The sequence below is a fragment of the Elusimicrobiota bacterium genome (assembly GCA_028718185.1).
Lineage (GTDB): Bacteria > Elusimicrobiota > UBA8919 > UBA8919 > UBA8919 > JAQUMH01.
Genome location: JAQUMH010000002.1, coordinates 130,881 through 145,984, shown reverse-complemented (window position 1 = coordinate 145,984; position 15,104 = coordinate 130,881). Strand labels below are relative to the sequence as shown.

The following is a 15,104-nucleotide window of genomic DNA, read 5'->3' as shown; positions in this document are numbered from 1 at the left end:
AAATGAATACTGACGGGAACATACCGGTTTTTTTAGTTGAAGGTGAGACTTTACCGGAGGTATGGGAAAAAGCAGTAGTAAAAACGTGGAAGGAAGGTATACAAATAAAGACAGAATATGACAGGCCCGGTGACCCCCTGAGTAAGGATTGTACAATGATAATGGTATGTCATAATCCGTTAAAAGAACCGAGAATACACAGATGTTTTCCGGCAGGACTTGATACTCTTGAGATATACAGGCAGGAAGTAGTAAATGGTGTCCACGACCACTGGATTAACCCGGCTGAGGGTAAATGGACATATACTTACCATGAAAGAATTTTTGCTTATAAAACGGAGAATAAAATAATCAACCAGATAGATTATATAATTGATAAGTTATCAAAAACTTTTTATACCAGACGGGCACAGGCAATAACCTGGAATGTAGCAACCGACCCTCAGACATACGACCCTCCGTGTCTCCAAAGGTTATGGTTTAGGGTAGTTGAAAATGAAAAAAATGAACCGGTTTTAAACATGGATACGCATTGGCGTTCCAGAGACGGGTATAAAGCGGCGTTTATGAATATTTTTGCTTTAACTGATTTACAAAAACTTGTTGCTGAAGGCATATCTAAAAAAATTAAAAAAGAAGTTCTAATAGGAAGATATACTGACATGGCAGACAGTTTTCATATTTACGGAAGTTATTATAATGAATTTAAAGGATTTCTTGATACAGTTGAGAAAAGAAGATTTGAAGAAAGAACATGGAATAGTGAATTTGCAGAAGATATTTTTGCCGAGGCAAGAGAAAAATTAAAACAGGAGAAAAAATGACGGGTATCACCTCATCTGAAACCGGCTTGACCGGATTTAAAAATGTTTATCATGGAAAGGTCAGGGATGTATATGATATAGAAGGCGATAAATTACTTATTGTCGCTACTGACAGAATTTCCTGTTTCGACCATATTTTGCCGACATTAGTTCCGGAAAAAGGAAAGATATTGACAAATATTTCACTTTTCTGGTTTGATTATTTGAAAGACATAACAAAAAACCATTTAATCTCTTCTGATATTAAATATATCTCTCAATTTATTCCTGCTAATATGGTAAGTGCATTAGAAGGGCGTACGATGTTAGTTAAAAAGGCAAAACGAATAGATATTGAGGTAATCATACGCGGTTATCTTTCCGGCAGTGCGTGGAGCGAGTACAATAAAACAAATTCTATTTGCGGGATTAAATTACCAAAAGGATTAAAAGAATCCGAAAAACTTCCGCAGATTATCTTTACACCTTCAACAAAAGCTTCAGACGGGCAGCACGATATTAATATTACGGAAAAAGAAGCCGGAGATATTGTCGGAAAAGAAATTACTGAAATTGTCAGAGATAGAAGTATTAAAATTTATAAAAAAGCGTCAGAATATGCTTTGTCGAGAGGAATAATAATAGCCGATACAAAATTTGAGTTTGGAATAGTTGGTGATGATATTATTCTGATTGACGAGGTTTTTACACCTGATTCTTCAAGATTTTGGGATAAAGAAAAATATTCTCCGGGGAAATCTCAGGAAAATTTTGACAAGCAGTTTGTCCGTGACTATTTAATTTCAATCAATTGGAACAAGCAACCGCCGGTTCCGTCCTTACCGGAAGATATTGTTAGTAAGACAAGGGAAAGATACCAGGAAGTTCAAAGGAGAATATGTGGCTAGTTATAAAATATTAGTAAAACACAAGGAAGAATTTTTTGATGCGGAATCGGAAAGAATCAAAAAAGATATTCTGATTTCGGGCATAAAGAATATAATTTCTGTTAAAATAGCTCAGATTTATGAAATATCCGGAGATATATCATTTCAGGAAATCAAAGAAATTTCCAAAGATTTACTCGTAGACCCGCTTACACAATTACTGTTCATAAATTTTTCTTTGGAAAACGAAAGTGGAAAATTAGCAGTTGAGGTTTATTATAAAGGCGGGGTTACCGACTCGGTTGCGGAAACGATAAAAATCGGGATAGATGACATGAATATAAAAAAGGAATTATTTGTAAGAACCGGTAAAAGATATTCATTAGAAGGTGATTTATCAAAGGAAGAAGTAAAAAAAATAGCCGAAGGAATTTTATCAAATACAGTTGTACAGGCATATAATATAATTAGCGGGAATGTTTCTTGAGATATTTTGTAGTATAATAAAATAATTATGGAGGAAGTTATGGGGAGTGTTAAGACTGCGCTGTTGAGTGTTTCGGATAAAGCAGGTGTTGTTGATTTTGCAAAGGAACTTCAGAAGCTGGACTTTAGAATTATTTCAACAGGCGGGACGTTAAAAGCTTTAAAAGATGCCGGACTGAAAGTTACCGCTGTAGAAGAAATCACAGGATTTCCGGAAGTGCTTGACGGCAGGGTAAAAACATTACATCCGAAAATTCATGCGGGTATTTTGGCAATGAGAAATAAAAAACACCTGGATGAATTAAAGAAATTAGAGATTGACACTATAGACGTAGTTGCGGTTAATTTATACCCGTTTGAAGCGGAACCGTCAATTGAAACTATAGATATCGGCGGGGTTACGCTTCTGAGAGCAGCTGCCAAAAATCACGAAGGTGTTTTGGTTGTTTGTGAACCGGAAGATTATTCTTCAGTTATAACCGCTATAAAAGATTCAAAAGATGATTTGGCATTCAGGCAGAAACTAGCGGCGAAATCATTCAGGCATACTGCCTATTACGATTCTGTCATTTCAAGTTACTTTACCAAAGAACAATTTCCAGAAAAAATATCGATTGGACTTAAAAAAAGCTCAGATTTAAGGTACGGTGAGAATCCGCATCAAAAAGCAGCAATATACAAAATCGGTAATTGGCAGATGAACAGTTCAAAGCAATTGCAGGGGAAGGAATTATCATATAATAACTACCTTGATTTAAATTCCGCATTTAATCTTGTATGCGAGTTTCAAAAACCGTCTTGTGTAATTGTAAAACATAATAATCCCTGCGGGGCTGCATCTTCAAAAGATATTTTAGAGGCGTATAAAAACGCTTTTATTTGTGACCCTGTTTCCGCGTTTGGCGGCATAGTTGCTTTCAATAAAAGTGTGGACGGGGATACGGCAAAAGAAGTGATAAAAATATTTACAGAATGTATTATAGCACCGGAATATTCAGAAGATGCATTAAAGATTTTTGCACAAAAGAAAGATTTACGGCTGTTGGTAAAATCTATTAATAATTCTGATGATTCCATCCCGGAGATCCGTTCTATTTCGGAAGGTATGCTTGTACAAACTAAAGACAACAAAGTCTACGAGACTTTGAAAGTTGTAACGGAGACAAAACCGGAGAAAGAGATGTTGGAATCATTAGAGTTTGCTTATACTGTTGCCAAATATGTTAGGTCAAATACAATTACAATGGTAAAAGGAACACAAACTGTCGGAATAGGCGCCGGTCAAATGTCACGAATTGATGCGTTAAAAATCGCTAATATTAAAATGCAGTCAATCGCCGGTTCTTTAACTCACTTGTCCGCTCAACCGCTTGTTATTGCCAGCGACGCTTTTTTTCCGTTCAGGGATGTAGTGGATGAATCGGCAAAAATAGGTGTTGCCGCTATAATACAGCCCGGTGGTTCCATAAAAGACAAGGATTCTATAACAGGCTGCAATGAACATAAAATAGCAATGGTATTCACAGGAATCAGGCATTTTAAACATTAATACTCCATATCTTTCCTCTCCCCTATGGGGAGAGGATGAAAGGTGAGGGGTTAGTGACAGGTCTATAACAAAATGAAAACAAATATTGTTGATATACTTAAAGCAGGTAAAGCTGAATTGCAGAAAATCAGTAAGGAATATTTATTGTCTTTAAATCTTGAAGAGATGGAGACAATACAAAAATACTTCAATAAAGAAGGAAGAAATCCGACTGATATAGAGATAGAGACTATTGCACAAACATGGTCAGAGCATTGCAAGCATAAAATGTTGACAGCTACTATAGAATACGAGTATAAGAAAGATGGGAAAAGCCAGAAGAAGGTATATAATAATCTACTGAAAGATACCATTTTCAAATCAACAAAAGATTTGAATAAGAAATGGTGTATTTCCGTTTTCAAGGATAATGCCGGAGTAATTGAATTCGACAAAGAAAACGCAATCGCTTTTAAAGTTGAAACACATAATCATCCCTCGGCGCTTGAGCCTTATGGCGGTGCAGGAACAGGTATTGGCGGAGTAATAAGAGATATATTAGGCGTGGGATTAGGCGCGAAGCCGATAATGAATACGGATGTATTTTGTTTTGGTCCTCCCGATTATCCGTTTGGAAAAATTCCTGACGGGGTCCTACACCCGAAAAGGATTCTAAAGGGTGTTGTTTCAGGTGTGCGGGATTATGGCAATAGAATGGGTATACCAACGGCAAACGGTACGATAATATTTGATGAAGGTTATATTTTCAACCCGCTTGTTTATTGCGGGACAGTAGGAATTTTACCCAAGAAAAAATCGTTTAAGAAAGTTATCGCCGGTGATTTGATCCTTTCCGTAGGAGGAAAGACGGGCAGGGACGGTATTCACGGCGCTACTTTTTCTTCACTTTCTCTTGAAAATAATATTTCAGCCAGCGTTGTTCAGATTGGTAACCCGATTGTAGAAAAAAAAGTTACCGATACGGTTCTCCAGGCGAGGGATAAAAATTTATATAATGCAATTACCGACTGCGGTGCGGGCGGTTTTTCGTCCGCAATCGGGGAACTCGCTATTATGTCAGGAGGCGCGAAAGTATATTTAGATAAAGCACCGCTAAAATATAAAGGGTTACAGCCGTGGGAAATATGGATTTCTGAAGCACAGGAAAGGATGGTTCTGGCTGTTCCAAAAAAGAATCTGGAAAAAATCTTAAAAGTATTCTCTGATGAAGACGTTGAAGCGACTGTTTTAGGCGAGTTTACAAACACAAATAAACTTGAGGTTTTTTATAAAGATGAAATGTTGTGTTGCCTGGATATGGATTTTCTCCATGACGGTATTCCAAAAATGAATAAAAAAGCTGTGTGGAACCATATTCCGGCGGCTGCTTTTAATGTTCCTGCTAAAACAAAGGATAGTTTAGATATTTTAAAAAATCTTCTGTCTTCTCTGAACGTGTGTTCAAAAGAATGGGTAATTCGCCAATATGACCACGAAGTTCAGGCACAAACAGTTATCAAACCGTTAGTAGGAGTAATGAGTGACGGTCCTTCAGACGCTGCGGTAATAAAGCCGTCTCCTGCGTCAAATAAAGGAATTGTTGTTTCAAACGGTATAAATTTATACGGAAAAATAGACCCTTATTATATGGCACAGTCGGCTATAGATGAGGCTTTGCGTAATGTTATTGCTGTCGGCGGCGATTTAAGCCGGACTGCCCTTCTGGATAATTTTTGCTGGGGGGAGTTGGAAAAGCCGGAGCAGCTCGGTGGTCTTGTCCGGGCTGCAGAAGCGTGTTCTGAAATGGCAAAAGTATTTGGAACACCGTTTATTTCCGGTAAAGACAGTTTGAATAATAAATATATTTTACCCGAAGGAAAATTAATTTCCATACCCAACGTTCTTTTAATTTCTGCAATATCCGTTATTAAAGACATCAGGAAGTGTATTACAATGGATTTGAAAAAAGCGGGGAATCCTGTTTATGTTGTAGGAATTACAAAAGATGAATTCCCGCCGAAAGTTGAACCCGGAAAAGCCCTAAAGCAAATGATTGCATTACAGAAAGCAATTGAAAGAGAAACAGTTGCCTCTTGTCACGATTGTTCAGAGGGTGGAATTGGTGTTGCATGCAGCGAGATGTGTTTCTCCGGTGAACTCGGAATGGAAATTTACTTGAAAAATGTGCCTGTTGAAAGTATAATGTCGGATGATAAAATTCTTTTTTCGGAATCAAACAGCAGATTTATTGTTGAAGTAAAGAAAGGAAAAGAACCCGAGTTTAAAAAAATTCTTAAAGGAAATAATTTTGCTAAAATCGGAACAGTCGCTTCTATGAAAAAATTTATTGTTGAAGGGACCGGTGATAAAAAAATAATTGATTCAGATATTTTTGAATTAAAGGAATGCTGGCAGAAAACACTAAATAATTATGATTAGAAAAGTTATTTTTGTTACAGGTGGCGTTGTTTCATCGTTAGGCAAGGGAATTACCACGGCGTCTATCGGGGTCCTTCTTAAAAGCAGAGGAATTAAAATAAATGTTTTGAAATTAGACCCGTACCTGAATGTTGACCCGGGAACGATGAGTCCCTATCAGCACGGTGAAGTATATGTCACTGAAGACGGCGCTGAGACTGATTTAGATTTGGGTTATTATGAAAGGTTTTTAGACATAAATATGTCTAAAATAAACAATGCTACGGCAGGGCAAATTTATGAATCGGTTTTAAGAAAAGAAAGAGAAGGTGCTTATTTAGGAAAAACAATACAGGTAATCCCGCATGTTACGAATGAAATAAAATCCAGGATACGAAAAGTAATTGAAACTGCAGAAGTTACGATTGTGGAAATAGGCGGGACTGTCGGAGATATAGAAGGTCTTCCGTTTTTAGAGGCGATAAGACAATTCAAAATAGATATCGGAAGAGAGAATGTATTATACATACACCTTACATTAATTCCATATATAAAAGCGGCTGAGGAATTAAAAACAAAACCGACACAACAATCAGTCGGAAAGTTAAGAGAGATTGGCATAGAACCCGATATAATAATAGCAAGAACGGAAAAATCGCTGAATGAGGACATAAAAGCAAAAATATCTTTGTTCTGTAATGTCAGCCGTGAAGCAGTAATTGAAGAAAAAGACGTAGGTGCAGGAAATATTTATGCAATACCGCTTATTTTAAAAGAACAGAAACTGGATGAAATAATTTTGAGATATCTAAGGATTAAGCCTAAAAAACACAATTTAAAAGACTGGCAGGAATTAGTTGAAAGTAAGAAAAATTTCAAAAAGGAAGTAGAAATTGCCATAGCCGGGAAATACATCGGGGTAAAGGATGCATATAAAAGTATTTGCTCGGCATTGTTGCATGCCGGTTTCCCTAATAAAACAAATATAAAAATAAAATTTGTTGATGTGGAAAATAAATTATTAAATTCTGAACTGAAGACAGCTGACGGTATAATCCTGCCGGGAGGGTTTGGTGATAGGGGTATTGAAGGTAAAATAAAAGTTGCTGAATATGCAAGGAAAAACAAAATCCCTTTTTTGGGAATATGCCTCGGAATGCAGTGTGCTGTTATTGAGTTTGCAAGAAATGTATGCAGATTAGAAAATGCAAACAGTACCGAATTTAATCCAAAAACCAAATATCCTGTAATTGATTTATTGCTGCAGCAAAAACAAGTTAAGATGAAAGGCGGTACAATGCGGCTGGGAAGTTATCCTTGTGATTTGAATCAAAATACGATTTCATATAGTTCATATAAAAAGAAAAATATTTCTGAAAGACACAGGCACCGCTACGAATTTAATAATAAATACATTAAAATATTAACATCGCGAGGTTTTGTGATTGCCGGCAAGCATAATGGTCTTATTGAAATTATAGAAATAAAAAATCACCCATGGTTTGTTGCTACCCAGTTTCATCCTGAATTCAAATCAAGACCGCTAAATCCTCATCCGTTATTTGCCGGTCTTGTGAGGGAAGCGCTAGTAAACGCGAATAAGAAGAAAATTAATATTCGCAAACATTCAAAAAAGGAAAATATTAATATTCGCGAATATTCGCGTTAGATTCGAATTATTAGCGTATCTGTTATGAAAAAAGTTAATGTGGTTGTTTTAAAAACAGCAGGAACAAATAATGACGCTGAAACATATCAGGGGTTCAAGCTTGCCGGTGCAAACCCTGAAATTGTGCATATAAATAAATTTTTAAGTAAAGAAAAGAAATTCTCTGATTATAAGATACTTGCAATTCCCGGTGGTTTTTCATATGGCGACGATATCTCTGCCGGTAAGATATTTGCGAACAAGTTAAAATACAAACTAAAAAATGAAATAACGAAGTTTGCAGAGCAAGGGAATCTTATTATAGGTATTTGTAATGGTTTCCAGGTTTTAGTAAAAGCAGGACTTCTTCCTTTTTTAGACGGGGAACAGTCGGTAACTCTTACATATAATGACTGCGGAAAATTCGAGTGCAGGTGGATTTATTTAAAAATAGTCAGGAGTCCCATGTCTGGTGTCCGATGTCTTTGGACAAAAGACCTGCCTGATATAATTCAACTGCCTATTGCGCATGGTGAGGGAAAATTTGTTTGTAGCGATGAAACGGTTGAGTTGTTAGAAAAGAATTCTCAGATTGCCATTAAATATGTTGATGAATTTGGCGAAGAGAAAGGTTTTCCGTATAATCCGAACGGTTCAATTAAAAACATTGCAGGAATTGTAAATACTCAGGGTAATATATTCGGGTTGATGCCGCATCCTGAAAGATTTGTATCGAGCTATCTTAATCCTTTTTGGACAAGAAAAAAAAATATTGAACCATATGGACTTTGTATTCTTAAAAATGCCGTAAATTACGCAAAAAAGAATTTATAATCTATAGCTATTAGAAAATCATGGTTTTTCACTAAACAAGACATTTTTAACGGTTTATTCGCCTAAATGTCTCTAAATCGTTCAAAACCAGATTTTTTAATAGTAAAAACAATATCGGACTGTTACAATAATTCTGTGGAGTGACTATGAACATTTTGGTTATAGGTTCAGGCGGAAGAGAACACGCGATTATTTGGAAATTGAAGCAATCAAAACATATAAAGAAGATTTTCTGTATTCCCGGTAATGGTGGGATTTCCCAGATTGCAGAATGTGCTAAAATAGACATACTGGATTTTAAAAAAATATCCGAGTTTGTTATTAATAATAAAGTGGATATAACTGTTGTTGGTCCTGAACTTCCGCTTTCAGAAGGTATTGTTGATTATTTTAAAACTAAGAAACTGGATATTTTTGGTCCTGATAAAAAATCATCCCAGCTTGAGGCGAGCAAGGTCTTTGCAAAAAGATTCATGAAGAAATATAATATTCCGACAGCATCATTTGAAGTTTTTAATAAATGCGAAGATGCCATAAAATATCTCAATACTCCGCCGGAAGTCGATTCTTGTGTCATCAAGGCGGATGGGCTTGCGGCAGGTAAAGGTGTTTTTGTATGTAACACAAGAACTGAGGCTGAAGAAGCGATAAAAAAAATAATGTTAGATAAGGTTTTTGGTGATGCCGGTAAAGAGGTCATTATTGAAGAAAAACTAAGAGGGCTGGAAGTATCGCTAATTGCTTTTTGTGACGGCAAAACTATCTTACCTTTGATACAGTCACAGGACCATAAGCGGGTCAATGATTTAGATAAGGGACCAAATACCGGCGGTATGGGAGCATATGCTCCGGTAAAGATTGTAAATTCTAAAGATATAAAAAAGATATTTGACAATTTTTTAAATGGAATAAAAAGCGAATCGCTTAATTTCAAGGGTATAATTTATGCGGGAATAATGTTAACAGGTGCCGGTCCGAAAGTTTTAGAGTTTAATGTTCGCTTTGGCGATCCTGAAACACAGGCAATACTCCCGTTATTGAAAACTGATTTGCTGGATTTAATAATATTAACTATTGACGGTAATCTTGACGCGTGTAAAATTAAATATAATGAAGGTTATTGTGTATCTGTTGTTATTACATCAGGCGGTTATCCGGGCAAATATGAAGTAGGAAAAGAAATTTACGGTATAAGTAATGTAGAAGATGCTGTTGTTTTTCACTCCGGCACGAAATATGAAAATAAAAAATATTATACAAATGGCGGCAGAGTATTAAATGTTTCAGCAGTGGATTCATCTTTAGAAAATGCAATTATAAAAGTTTATGAAAGCATTAAAGTAATTAAATTTGAAAATATGCATTTCCGCAAAGACATAGCTAAAAAGGGATTATCAGGAGGACTAACAATATGAAAAATCCATTAGTAAGTATCGTAATGGGGAGTGATTCTGATCTTCCACAGATGAAGCATTGTGCAGAAGCTCTTGAGTTTTTTAAGATACCATATGAAATGACTATCATGTCCGCTCACAGGTCACCGGAAAAAGTGAGATTATATTCAAAAAATCTTACTAAGAAGGGAATTAAAGTTATTATTGCCGGAGCAGGCGGTGCAGCTCATCTTCCTGGAGTTATTGCGTCTTTTACGGTAGTTCCTGTTATTGGTGTTCCGATGAAAACAGAAACGCTTTTAGGGGTTGATTCCCTTTATTCAATTGTTCAGATGCCGAAGGGTATTCCGGTTGCAACTGTTTCAATCGGAGAAATGGGCGCTTATAATGCGGCAATTCTTGCAGTTGAGATATTAGCATTAAAAGATTTGGAAATTAGAAGAAATCTTTTAAATTACAGAAAAGACCTTGCAAATGGTATTTCCAAAAAAGCGTTAAAACTTAAAAAAGTCGGATATAAGAGGTATAGAGCATGAAACTTGTTTATAAAAAAGTTATAATGAATGACAAGGAAGTAGAAAAAACTTTGAAACGGCTTGTTCATGAGATTATTGAAAAAACAAACGGGATTGAAAATCTGGTTTTTGTAGGACTTCAGACAAGGGGAGTTTATTTATCAAAAAGGATAGTTGCCGAGTTAAAAAAAATTACAAAAAAAACAGTTCCGCTCGGGATTTTGGATATTACGCTTTACAGGGATGATATTAGCTCTATTTCCCGGCAGCCGGTAGTAAAAGAAACAAAAATACCGTTTGATGTAACAGGTAAAGATGTTATTCTTATTGATGATGTTCTTTATACCGGAAGAACAGTCAGGGCTGCGATTGATGAAATAATTGATTTTGGGCGTCCCAGGACAATAAAGCTTGCAGTTCTTATAGACCGCGGCGGACGTGAATTGCCTATACAACCTGATTTTATCGGTAAATATTTCCCGATTTCTAAAGAAGAACTTATATGTGTAAATTTAAAAGAGATAGATAACGAAGATAACATTGTATTGAAGGAGAAGAGATGAAACTTAAACAGAAGGATTTGTTAGGACTCGAGTATCTATCCAAGGAAGAGATAGAGCTTATTCTTCAAACTGCAAAACCATTCAAACAACTTTTTACGAGAACTGTAAAAAAGGTACCTACATTGAGAGGTAAAACGGTTGTTCTCCTTTTTTATGAAGTGTCAACAAGAACAAGGACATCTTTTGAACTTGCTGCAAAGCGGTTAAGTGCTGATACTGTAAATATAAACGTAGCTTCCTCGTCTGTTGTTAAGGGTGAATCACTTATAGATACTGCAAAGACGATTGAAGCGTTAAAAGCCGACTTCGTTATTATCAGGCATAGCATGTCAGGTGCTGCACATATTATTGCAAAAACAATATCCGCCTCTATTATAAATGCAGGTGACGGGATGCATGAACACCCTACCCAGGGACTTTTAGACATGTTTACTATAATGGAAAAGAAGGGGAAAATAAAAGGTCTGAATGTTGCAATTATCGGAGACATTTCACATTCAAGAGTTGCCAAATCAAATATTTGGGGATTAAATAAATTGGGAGCTAATGTGTTTGTAATTGGACCGTCAACTATGATACCAATGGAAGTTGAAAAGATGAACGTTGAAGTTCATCACGATATTTCAAAAATTATTCATAAATTGGATGTAATAAATATTTTAAGAATACAAAAGGAAAGACAGGAACAGCATCTTTTCCCTACGCTTGAGGAATATAGCGAACTTTTCGGGATTAATTCCGGTAAATTAAGCAATGCTAAAAAAGATCTTTTAATATTACATCCCGGTCCTATGAACAGAGGTATTGAAATATCGTCAAGCATTGCCGATAGTAAAAATTCGGTAATTACAGAACAGGTTACAAACGGGGTTGCGGTAAGAATGGCAGTTCTTTATTTACTAGCAGGTGGAGACGGAGGTCAAGGTGAAATTATTAATTCTTAATGGAATTGTTTGTGATCCTGCAAATAAGTTTAATCAGAAAGCGGACGTTCTTGTAGAGAACGGTAAAATAATTTCTGTAGGTAAAATTTCCAAAAACAAGTCAAATGTAAAAGTAATTGATGCAAAAGGAAAAATCGTAGTACCCGGATTAATTGATATTCATACACATTTAAGAGAACCGGGCAGGGAAGATGAGGAAACAATAAAATCAGGAACACGGGCAGCATCAATGGGCGGATTTACGACAGTTTGTGCGATGGCTAATACTCAGCCTGTAGTAGATTCCGTGTCCGGTGTAAAATTTATATTGGCGACAGCTAAACAAGAAGGAGTAATAAATGTTTTTCCGGTAGGTGCAATAACGAAAGGCAGTAACGGCGTAGAACTTGCTGAAATAGGAAAAATGAAAGGTGCGGGAGTTATAGCAATTTCAGATGACGGCAGACCTGTTATGAATGCCAATATAATGAGAAGAGCGTTGGAATATACAAAAATGCTGGATCTTACATTGATTTCGCATTGCGAAGATACGAACTTATCTGCAAACGGTGAGATTAATGAAGGATATATTTCAACAGTTCTTGGACTTAAGGGAATTCCAAAACAGGCAGAAGAGATTATGGTTGCAAGAGATATAGCACTTTGCGAACTTACAGGGGGCAGGTTGCATATTGCACATATTTCAACAAGACATTCCGTAGAACTTGTAAGAGAAGCGAAAAAAAGAGGGATAAATGTTACGGCAGAAACTGCTCCGCATTATTTCTCGCTTACTGACGAATATGTAAAAGAAACTGATTATAATACAAATACAAAAATGAATCCGCCTCTTCGGACCAAAGAAGACGTGAAGGCAATTTGTGAAGGACTTGCTGACGGGACAATAAATTGCATTGCTTCCGACCATGCTCCGCATTTAGCCGAAGAAAAAGAACAAGAATTTAAGCTTGCACCTTTTGGTATCATTGGGTTAGAAACAGTTCTTCCTTTGGTCATAACAAATCTTGTTAATAAAAAAATAATTTCACTAAATGATGCTATATCCAAATTAACATGCAATCCGGCAAAAGCACTCGGGTTAAAAAAAGGCAGCATGTCAGCCGGTAGCGATGCAGATATTACAATAATTGATTTAAACAAGACCAAAATTATAGAAAAATTTGAATCAAAATGTAAAAATTCGCCTTTTATAGGAATGAAGTTAAGCGGTTTTGCAACGACTACTATAGTAGCAGGAAAAGTAATTGTAGATGGAGGGCAGATTGTATCAGACTAATACTAAATTAATTTCTAATAAAAAACTATCGGGGGATTTTTTTTTGCTTACTTTCACCAACCCAAAAATTTCCAGGAATTCAAAACCCGGTCAGTTCATTATGCTCAAAATAGATGATGAAAAAACGTTTTTGAGACGTCCTTTCAGTATTTGCAGAACAAGCAACAATACATTTGATATATTATTTAAAGTAGTCGGCAAAGGAACAGAAATATTATCGAAAGCCAAAAGAGGTGATATTTTCAACATCCTCGGTCCTCTTGGCAACGGCTATACTCCACTTCCTACTTCCCACTTGCCCGCCAAAGGTTTAGTGGAGGGCTTCCCACTTGCCCGCCAAAGGTTTAGTGGAGGGCTTCCTGTCTTAGTCGGCGGCGGTACCGGTGTAGCTTCACTTTTGTTCCTTGCTCAATCATTTGCACTTAAAAATATAAAACCTGTAGTATTTATCGGTGCCAAAATCAAAAAAGATGTAATGTTTGAAAATCAATTTAAAAAATACGGCTGCAAAGTTATAGTTTCCACAGAAGACGGTTCTTACGGCAAGAGAGGTATGATATCTAAATTTTTTAGTTCTTACCTAATAGCTAACCCCTATTCCCTATCTACTGTCATTTATTCCTGCGGTCCCAAACCAATGCTTAAAGAAATAGCAAAAATATCAAAAAAATATAATTTAAAATGTTTTGTTTCCCTTGAAGAAAAAATGGCATGCGGTATAGGGACTTGCATGGGATGTGTAGTAAAAATACGGCGTCCGATGTCCAATGTCCAATGTCCAATGTCTAAAGTTCAGAATCAAGAGTTTGAATACAAAAGTGTTTGTAAGGACGGGCCTGTTTTTGATGCGGAAGATATAATATGGTAAAAATTGGAAATATAAAACTTAAAAATCCTGTGATGGTTGCTTCCGGAACATTCGGGTATGGTATTGAATGCAAGGATTTAGTTGACTTGGATAAACTTGGTGCAATTGTTACTAAAACAATAACATTAAAACCAAGGTTAGGAAATTCACAGCCAAGAACTTTTGAAGTCCCGTATGGGATTATAAATACTATTGGATTGCAAAATGTCGGATTGGAAATATTTTTAACTGAAAAACTGCCGGAACTAAATAAAATTACCAGAACACCGGTTATTGTAAGCATAGCAGGGGAAAAAGAATCAGAATATGTAGAGATTGCAAGAGCATTGAATAAAGAAAATATATCCGGAATTGAAATGAACATTTCCTGTCCGAACGTAAAAGGAAGAATAATTTCAAAATATAAAGTTGATACTTACAAGGTCGTAAAGTCAGTCAGGAAGAATACAAAACATACTCTTATTGTAAAGCTATCGCCGGATGTTACAGATATTTTTGAAATTGCCAAATCGGCCGAAGATGCAGGTGCCGATGCCGTTTCTTTAATAAACACTGTCCCTGTTTTGTTTTTTCCACAATCTCACAATCCCACAATCCCACAATCTCCTGTGTTCGGCGGCTTGTCAGGTCCTTGCATAAAACATATAGGACTTAAAAAAGTATACGAAGTTTCTCAATCGGTAAAAATACCTGTAATCGGAATTGGCGGAATAATGAATGTAAATGACGCTTTAGATTATTTTAAAGCAGGTGCAAAAGCCATACAAGTTGGAACCGGTAATTTAATAGACCCAAATATACCGATAAGAATTATAGAAAAATTAAAGAATCACACGAATAAATAAATCGAATCTGTTCGCTATCCCCTCAACTCTTTCTTCTCCCCACAGGGGAGAAGATGAAAGATGAGGGGGGTAAGTAGTAGTAATTAAGATGTTAA

At 36.2% G+C, this 15,104-nt stretch carries 14 protein-coding genes; all 14 read left to right on the top strand.

Annotation, left to right across the window (positions count from 1 at the left end; genetic code table 11):
* Positions 1 to 2: 2 nt before the first annotated feature.
* The gene (locus tag PHE88_05220) at positions 3 to 824 is read left to right on the top strand and encodes a thymidylate synthase (protein ID MDD5687216.1); all 822 of its coding nucleotides are present in this window, start codon (positions 3 to 5) and stop codon (positions 822 to 824) included.
* Positions 821 to 1,711 (top strand): phosphoribosylaminoimidazolesuccinocarboxamide synthase, encoded by an 891-nt coding sequence (locus PHE88_05215; protein MDD5687215.1) that lies wholly within the window; start codon positions 821 to 823, stop codon positions 1,709 to 1,711. Before PHE88_05220 ends, PHE88_05215 begins: the two co-directional genes overlap by 4 nt.
* Complete coding sequence (locus PHE88_05210) at positions 1,704 to 2,177, top strand: phosphoribosylformylglycinamidine synthase subunit PurS (protein ID MDD5687214.1); 474 nt, start codon at positions 1,704 to 1,706, stop codon at positions 2,175 to 2,177. The genes PHE88_05215 and PHE88_05210 overlap by 8 nt, the downstream gene beginning before the upstream one ends.
* A gap of 39 nt (positions 2,178 to 2,216) precedes the next feature.
* Positions 2,217 to 3,725: a bifunctional phosphoribosylaminoimidazolecarboxamide formyltransferase/IMP cyclohydrolase gene (gene purH, locus PHE88_05205; GenBank protein ID MDD5687213.1), complete on the top strand. Its 1,509-nt coding sequence runs from the start codon at positions 2,217 to 2,219 to the stop codon at positions 3,723 to 3,725.
* A gap of 72 nt (positions 3,726 to 3,797) precedes the next feature.
* On the top strand, positions 3,798 to 6,143 hold the full coding sequence (gene purL / locus PHE88_05200) for a phosphoribosylformylglycinamidine synthase subunit PurL (GenBank protein MDD5687212.1): 2,346 nt from the start codon (positions 3,798 to 3,800) through the stop codon (positions 6,141 to 6,143).
* Positions 6,139 to 7,791, top strand: a complete 1,653-nt coding sequence (locus PHE88_05195) for a CTP synthase (protein MDD5687211.1) — start codon at positions 6,139 to 6,141, stop codon at positions 7,789 to 7,791. The genes purL and PHE88_05195 overlap by 5 nt, the downstream gene beginning before the upstream one ends.
* A 24-nt stretch (positions 7,792 to 7,815) precedes the next feature.
* Positions 7,816 to 8,604 carry a phosphoribosylformylglycinamidine synthase I gene (purQ, locus tag PHE88_05190; GenBank protein MDD5687210.1) on the top strand — a complete coding sequence of 263 codons (789 nt, stop codon included), beginning with the start codon at positions 7,816 to 7,818 and terminating at the stop codon, positions 8,602 to 8,604.
* A 146-nt stretch (positions 8,605 to 8,750) separates the two neighbouring features.
* Positions 8,751 to 10,019 (top strand): phosphoribosylamine--glycine ligase, encoded by a 1,269-nt coding sequence (purD, locus tag PHE88_05185; protein MDD5687209.1) that lies wholly within the window; start codon positions 8,751 to 8,753, stop codon positions 10,017 to 10,019.
* Positions 10,016 to 10,534, top strand: coding sequence for a 5-(carboxyamino)imidazole ribonucleotide mutase (gene purE, locus PHE88_05180; protein ID MDD5687208.1), 519 nt, complete (start codon positions 10,016 to 10,018; stop codon positions 10,532 to 10,534). Before purD ends, purE begins: the two co-directional genes overlap by 4 nt.
* Complete coding sequence (gene pyrR, locus PHE88_05175; GenBank protein ID MDD5687207.1) at positions 10,531 to 11,076, top strand: bifunctional pyr operon transcriptional regulator/uracil phosphoribosyltransferase PyrR; 546 nt, start codon at positions 10,531 to 10,533, stop codon at positions 11,074 to 11,076. The genes purE and pyrR overlap by 4 nt, the downstream gene beginning before the upstream one ends.
* Positions 11,073 to 12,020 (top strand): aspartate carbamoyltransferase catalytic subunit, encoded by a 948-nt coding sequence (locus tag PHE88_05170; GenBank protein ID MDD5687206.1) that lies wholly within the window; start codon positions 11,073 to 11,075, stop codon positions 12,018 to 12,020. The genes pyrR and PHE88_05170 overlap by 4 nt, the downstream gene beginning before the upstream one ends.
* On the top strand, positions 12,001 to 13,296 hold the full coding sequence (locus PHE88_05165) for a dihydroorotase (protein ID MDD5687205.1): 1,296 nt from the start codon (positions 12,001 to 12,003) through the stop codon (positions 13,294 to 13,296). The genes PHE88_05170 and PHE88_05165 overlap by 20 nt, the downstream gene beginning before the upstream one ends.
* On the top strand, positions 13,283 to 14,164 hold the full coding sequence (locus PHE88_05160) for a dihydroorotate dehydrogenase electron transfer subunit (GenBank protein MDD5687204.1): 882 nt from the start codon (positions 13,283 to 13,285) through the stop codon (positions 14,162 to 14,164). The genes PHE88_05165 and PHE88_05160 overlap by 14 nt, the downstream gene beginning before the upstream one ends.
* Positions 14,158 to 15,009 carry a dihydroorotate dehydrogenase gene (locus tag PHE88_05155; protein MDD5687203.1) on the top strand — a complete coding sequence of 284 codons (852 nt, stop codon included), beginning with the start codon at positions 14,158 to 14,160 and terminating at the stop codon, positions 15,007 to 15,009. Before PHE88_05160 ends, PHE88_05155 begins: the two co-directional genes overlap by 7 nt.
* The last annotated feature ends 95 nt before the right edge of the window (positions 15,010 to 15,104 follow it).

What these genes read in the sequence shown, in the direction of transcription:
- PHE88_05220 (MDD5687216.1), top strand. Translation starts at nt 3, where the DNA reads ATGAATACTGACGGGAACATACCGGTTTTTTTAGTTGAAGGTGAGACT.
- PHE88_05215 (MDD5687215.1), top strand. Translation starts at nt 821, where the DNA reads ATGACGGGTATCACCTCATCTGAAACCGGCTTGACCGGATTTAAAAAT.
- purH (MDD5687213.1), top strand. Translation starts at nt 2,217, where the DNA reads ATGGGGAGTGTTAAGACTGCGCTGTTGAGTGTTTCGGATAAAGCAGGT.
- purL (MDD5687212.1), top strand. Translation starts at nt 3,798, where the DNA reads ATGAAAACAAATATTGTTGATATACTTAAAGCAGGTAAAGCTGAATTG.
- purQ (MDD5687210.1), top strand. Translation starts at nt 7,816, where the DNA reads ATGAAAAAAGTTAATGTGGTTGTTTTAAAAACAGCAGGAACAAATAAT.
- purD (MDD5687209.1), top strand. Translation starts at nt 8,751, where the DNA reads ATGAACATTTTGGTTATAGGTTCAGGCGGAAGAGAACACGCGATTATT.
- purE (MDD5687208.1), top strand. Translation starts at nt 10,016, where the DNA reads ATGAAAAATCCATTAGTAAGTATCGTAATGGGGAGTGATTCTGATCTT.
- pyrR (MDD5687207.1), top strand. Translation starts at nt 10,531, where the DNA reads ATGAAACTTGTTTATAAAAAAGTTATAATGAATGACAAGGAAGTAGAA.
- PHE88_05170 (MDD5687206.1), top strand. Translation starts at nt 11,073, where the DNA reads ATGAAACTTAAACAGAAGGATTTGTTAGGACTCGAGTATCTATCCAAG.
- PHE88_05155 (MDD5687203.1), top strand. Translation starts at nt 14,158, where the DNA reads ATGGTAAAAATTGGAAATATAAAACTTAAAAATCCTGTGATGGTTGCT.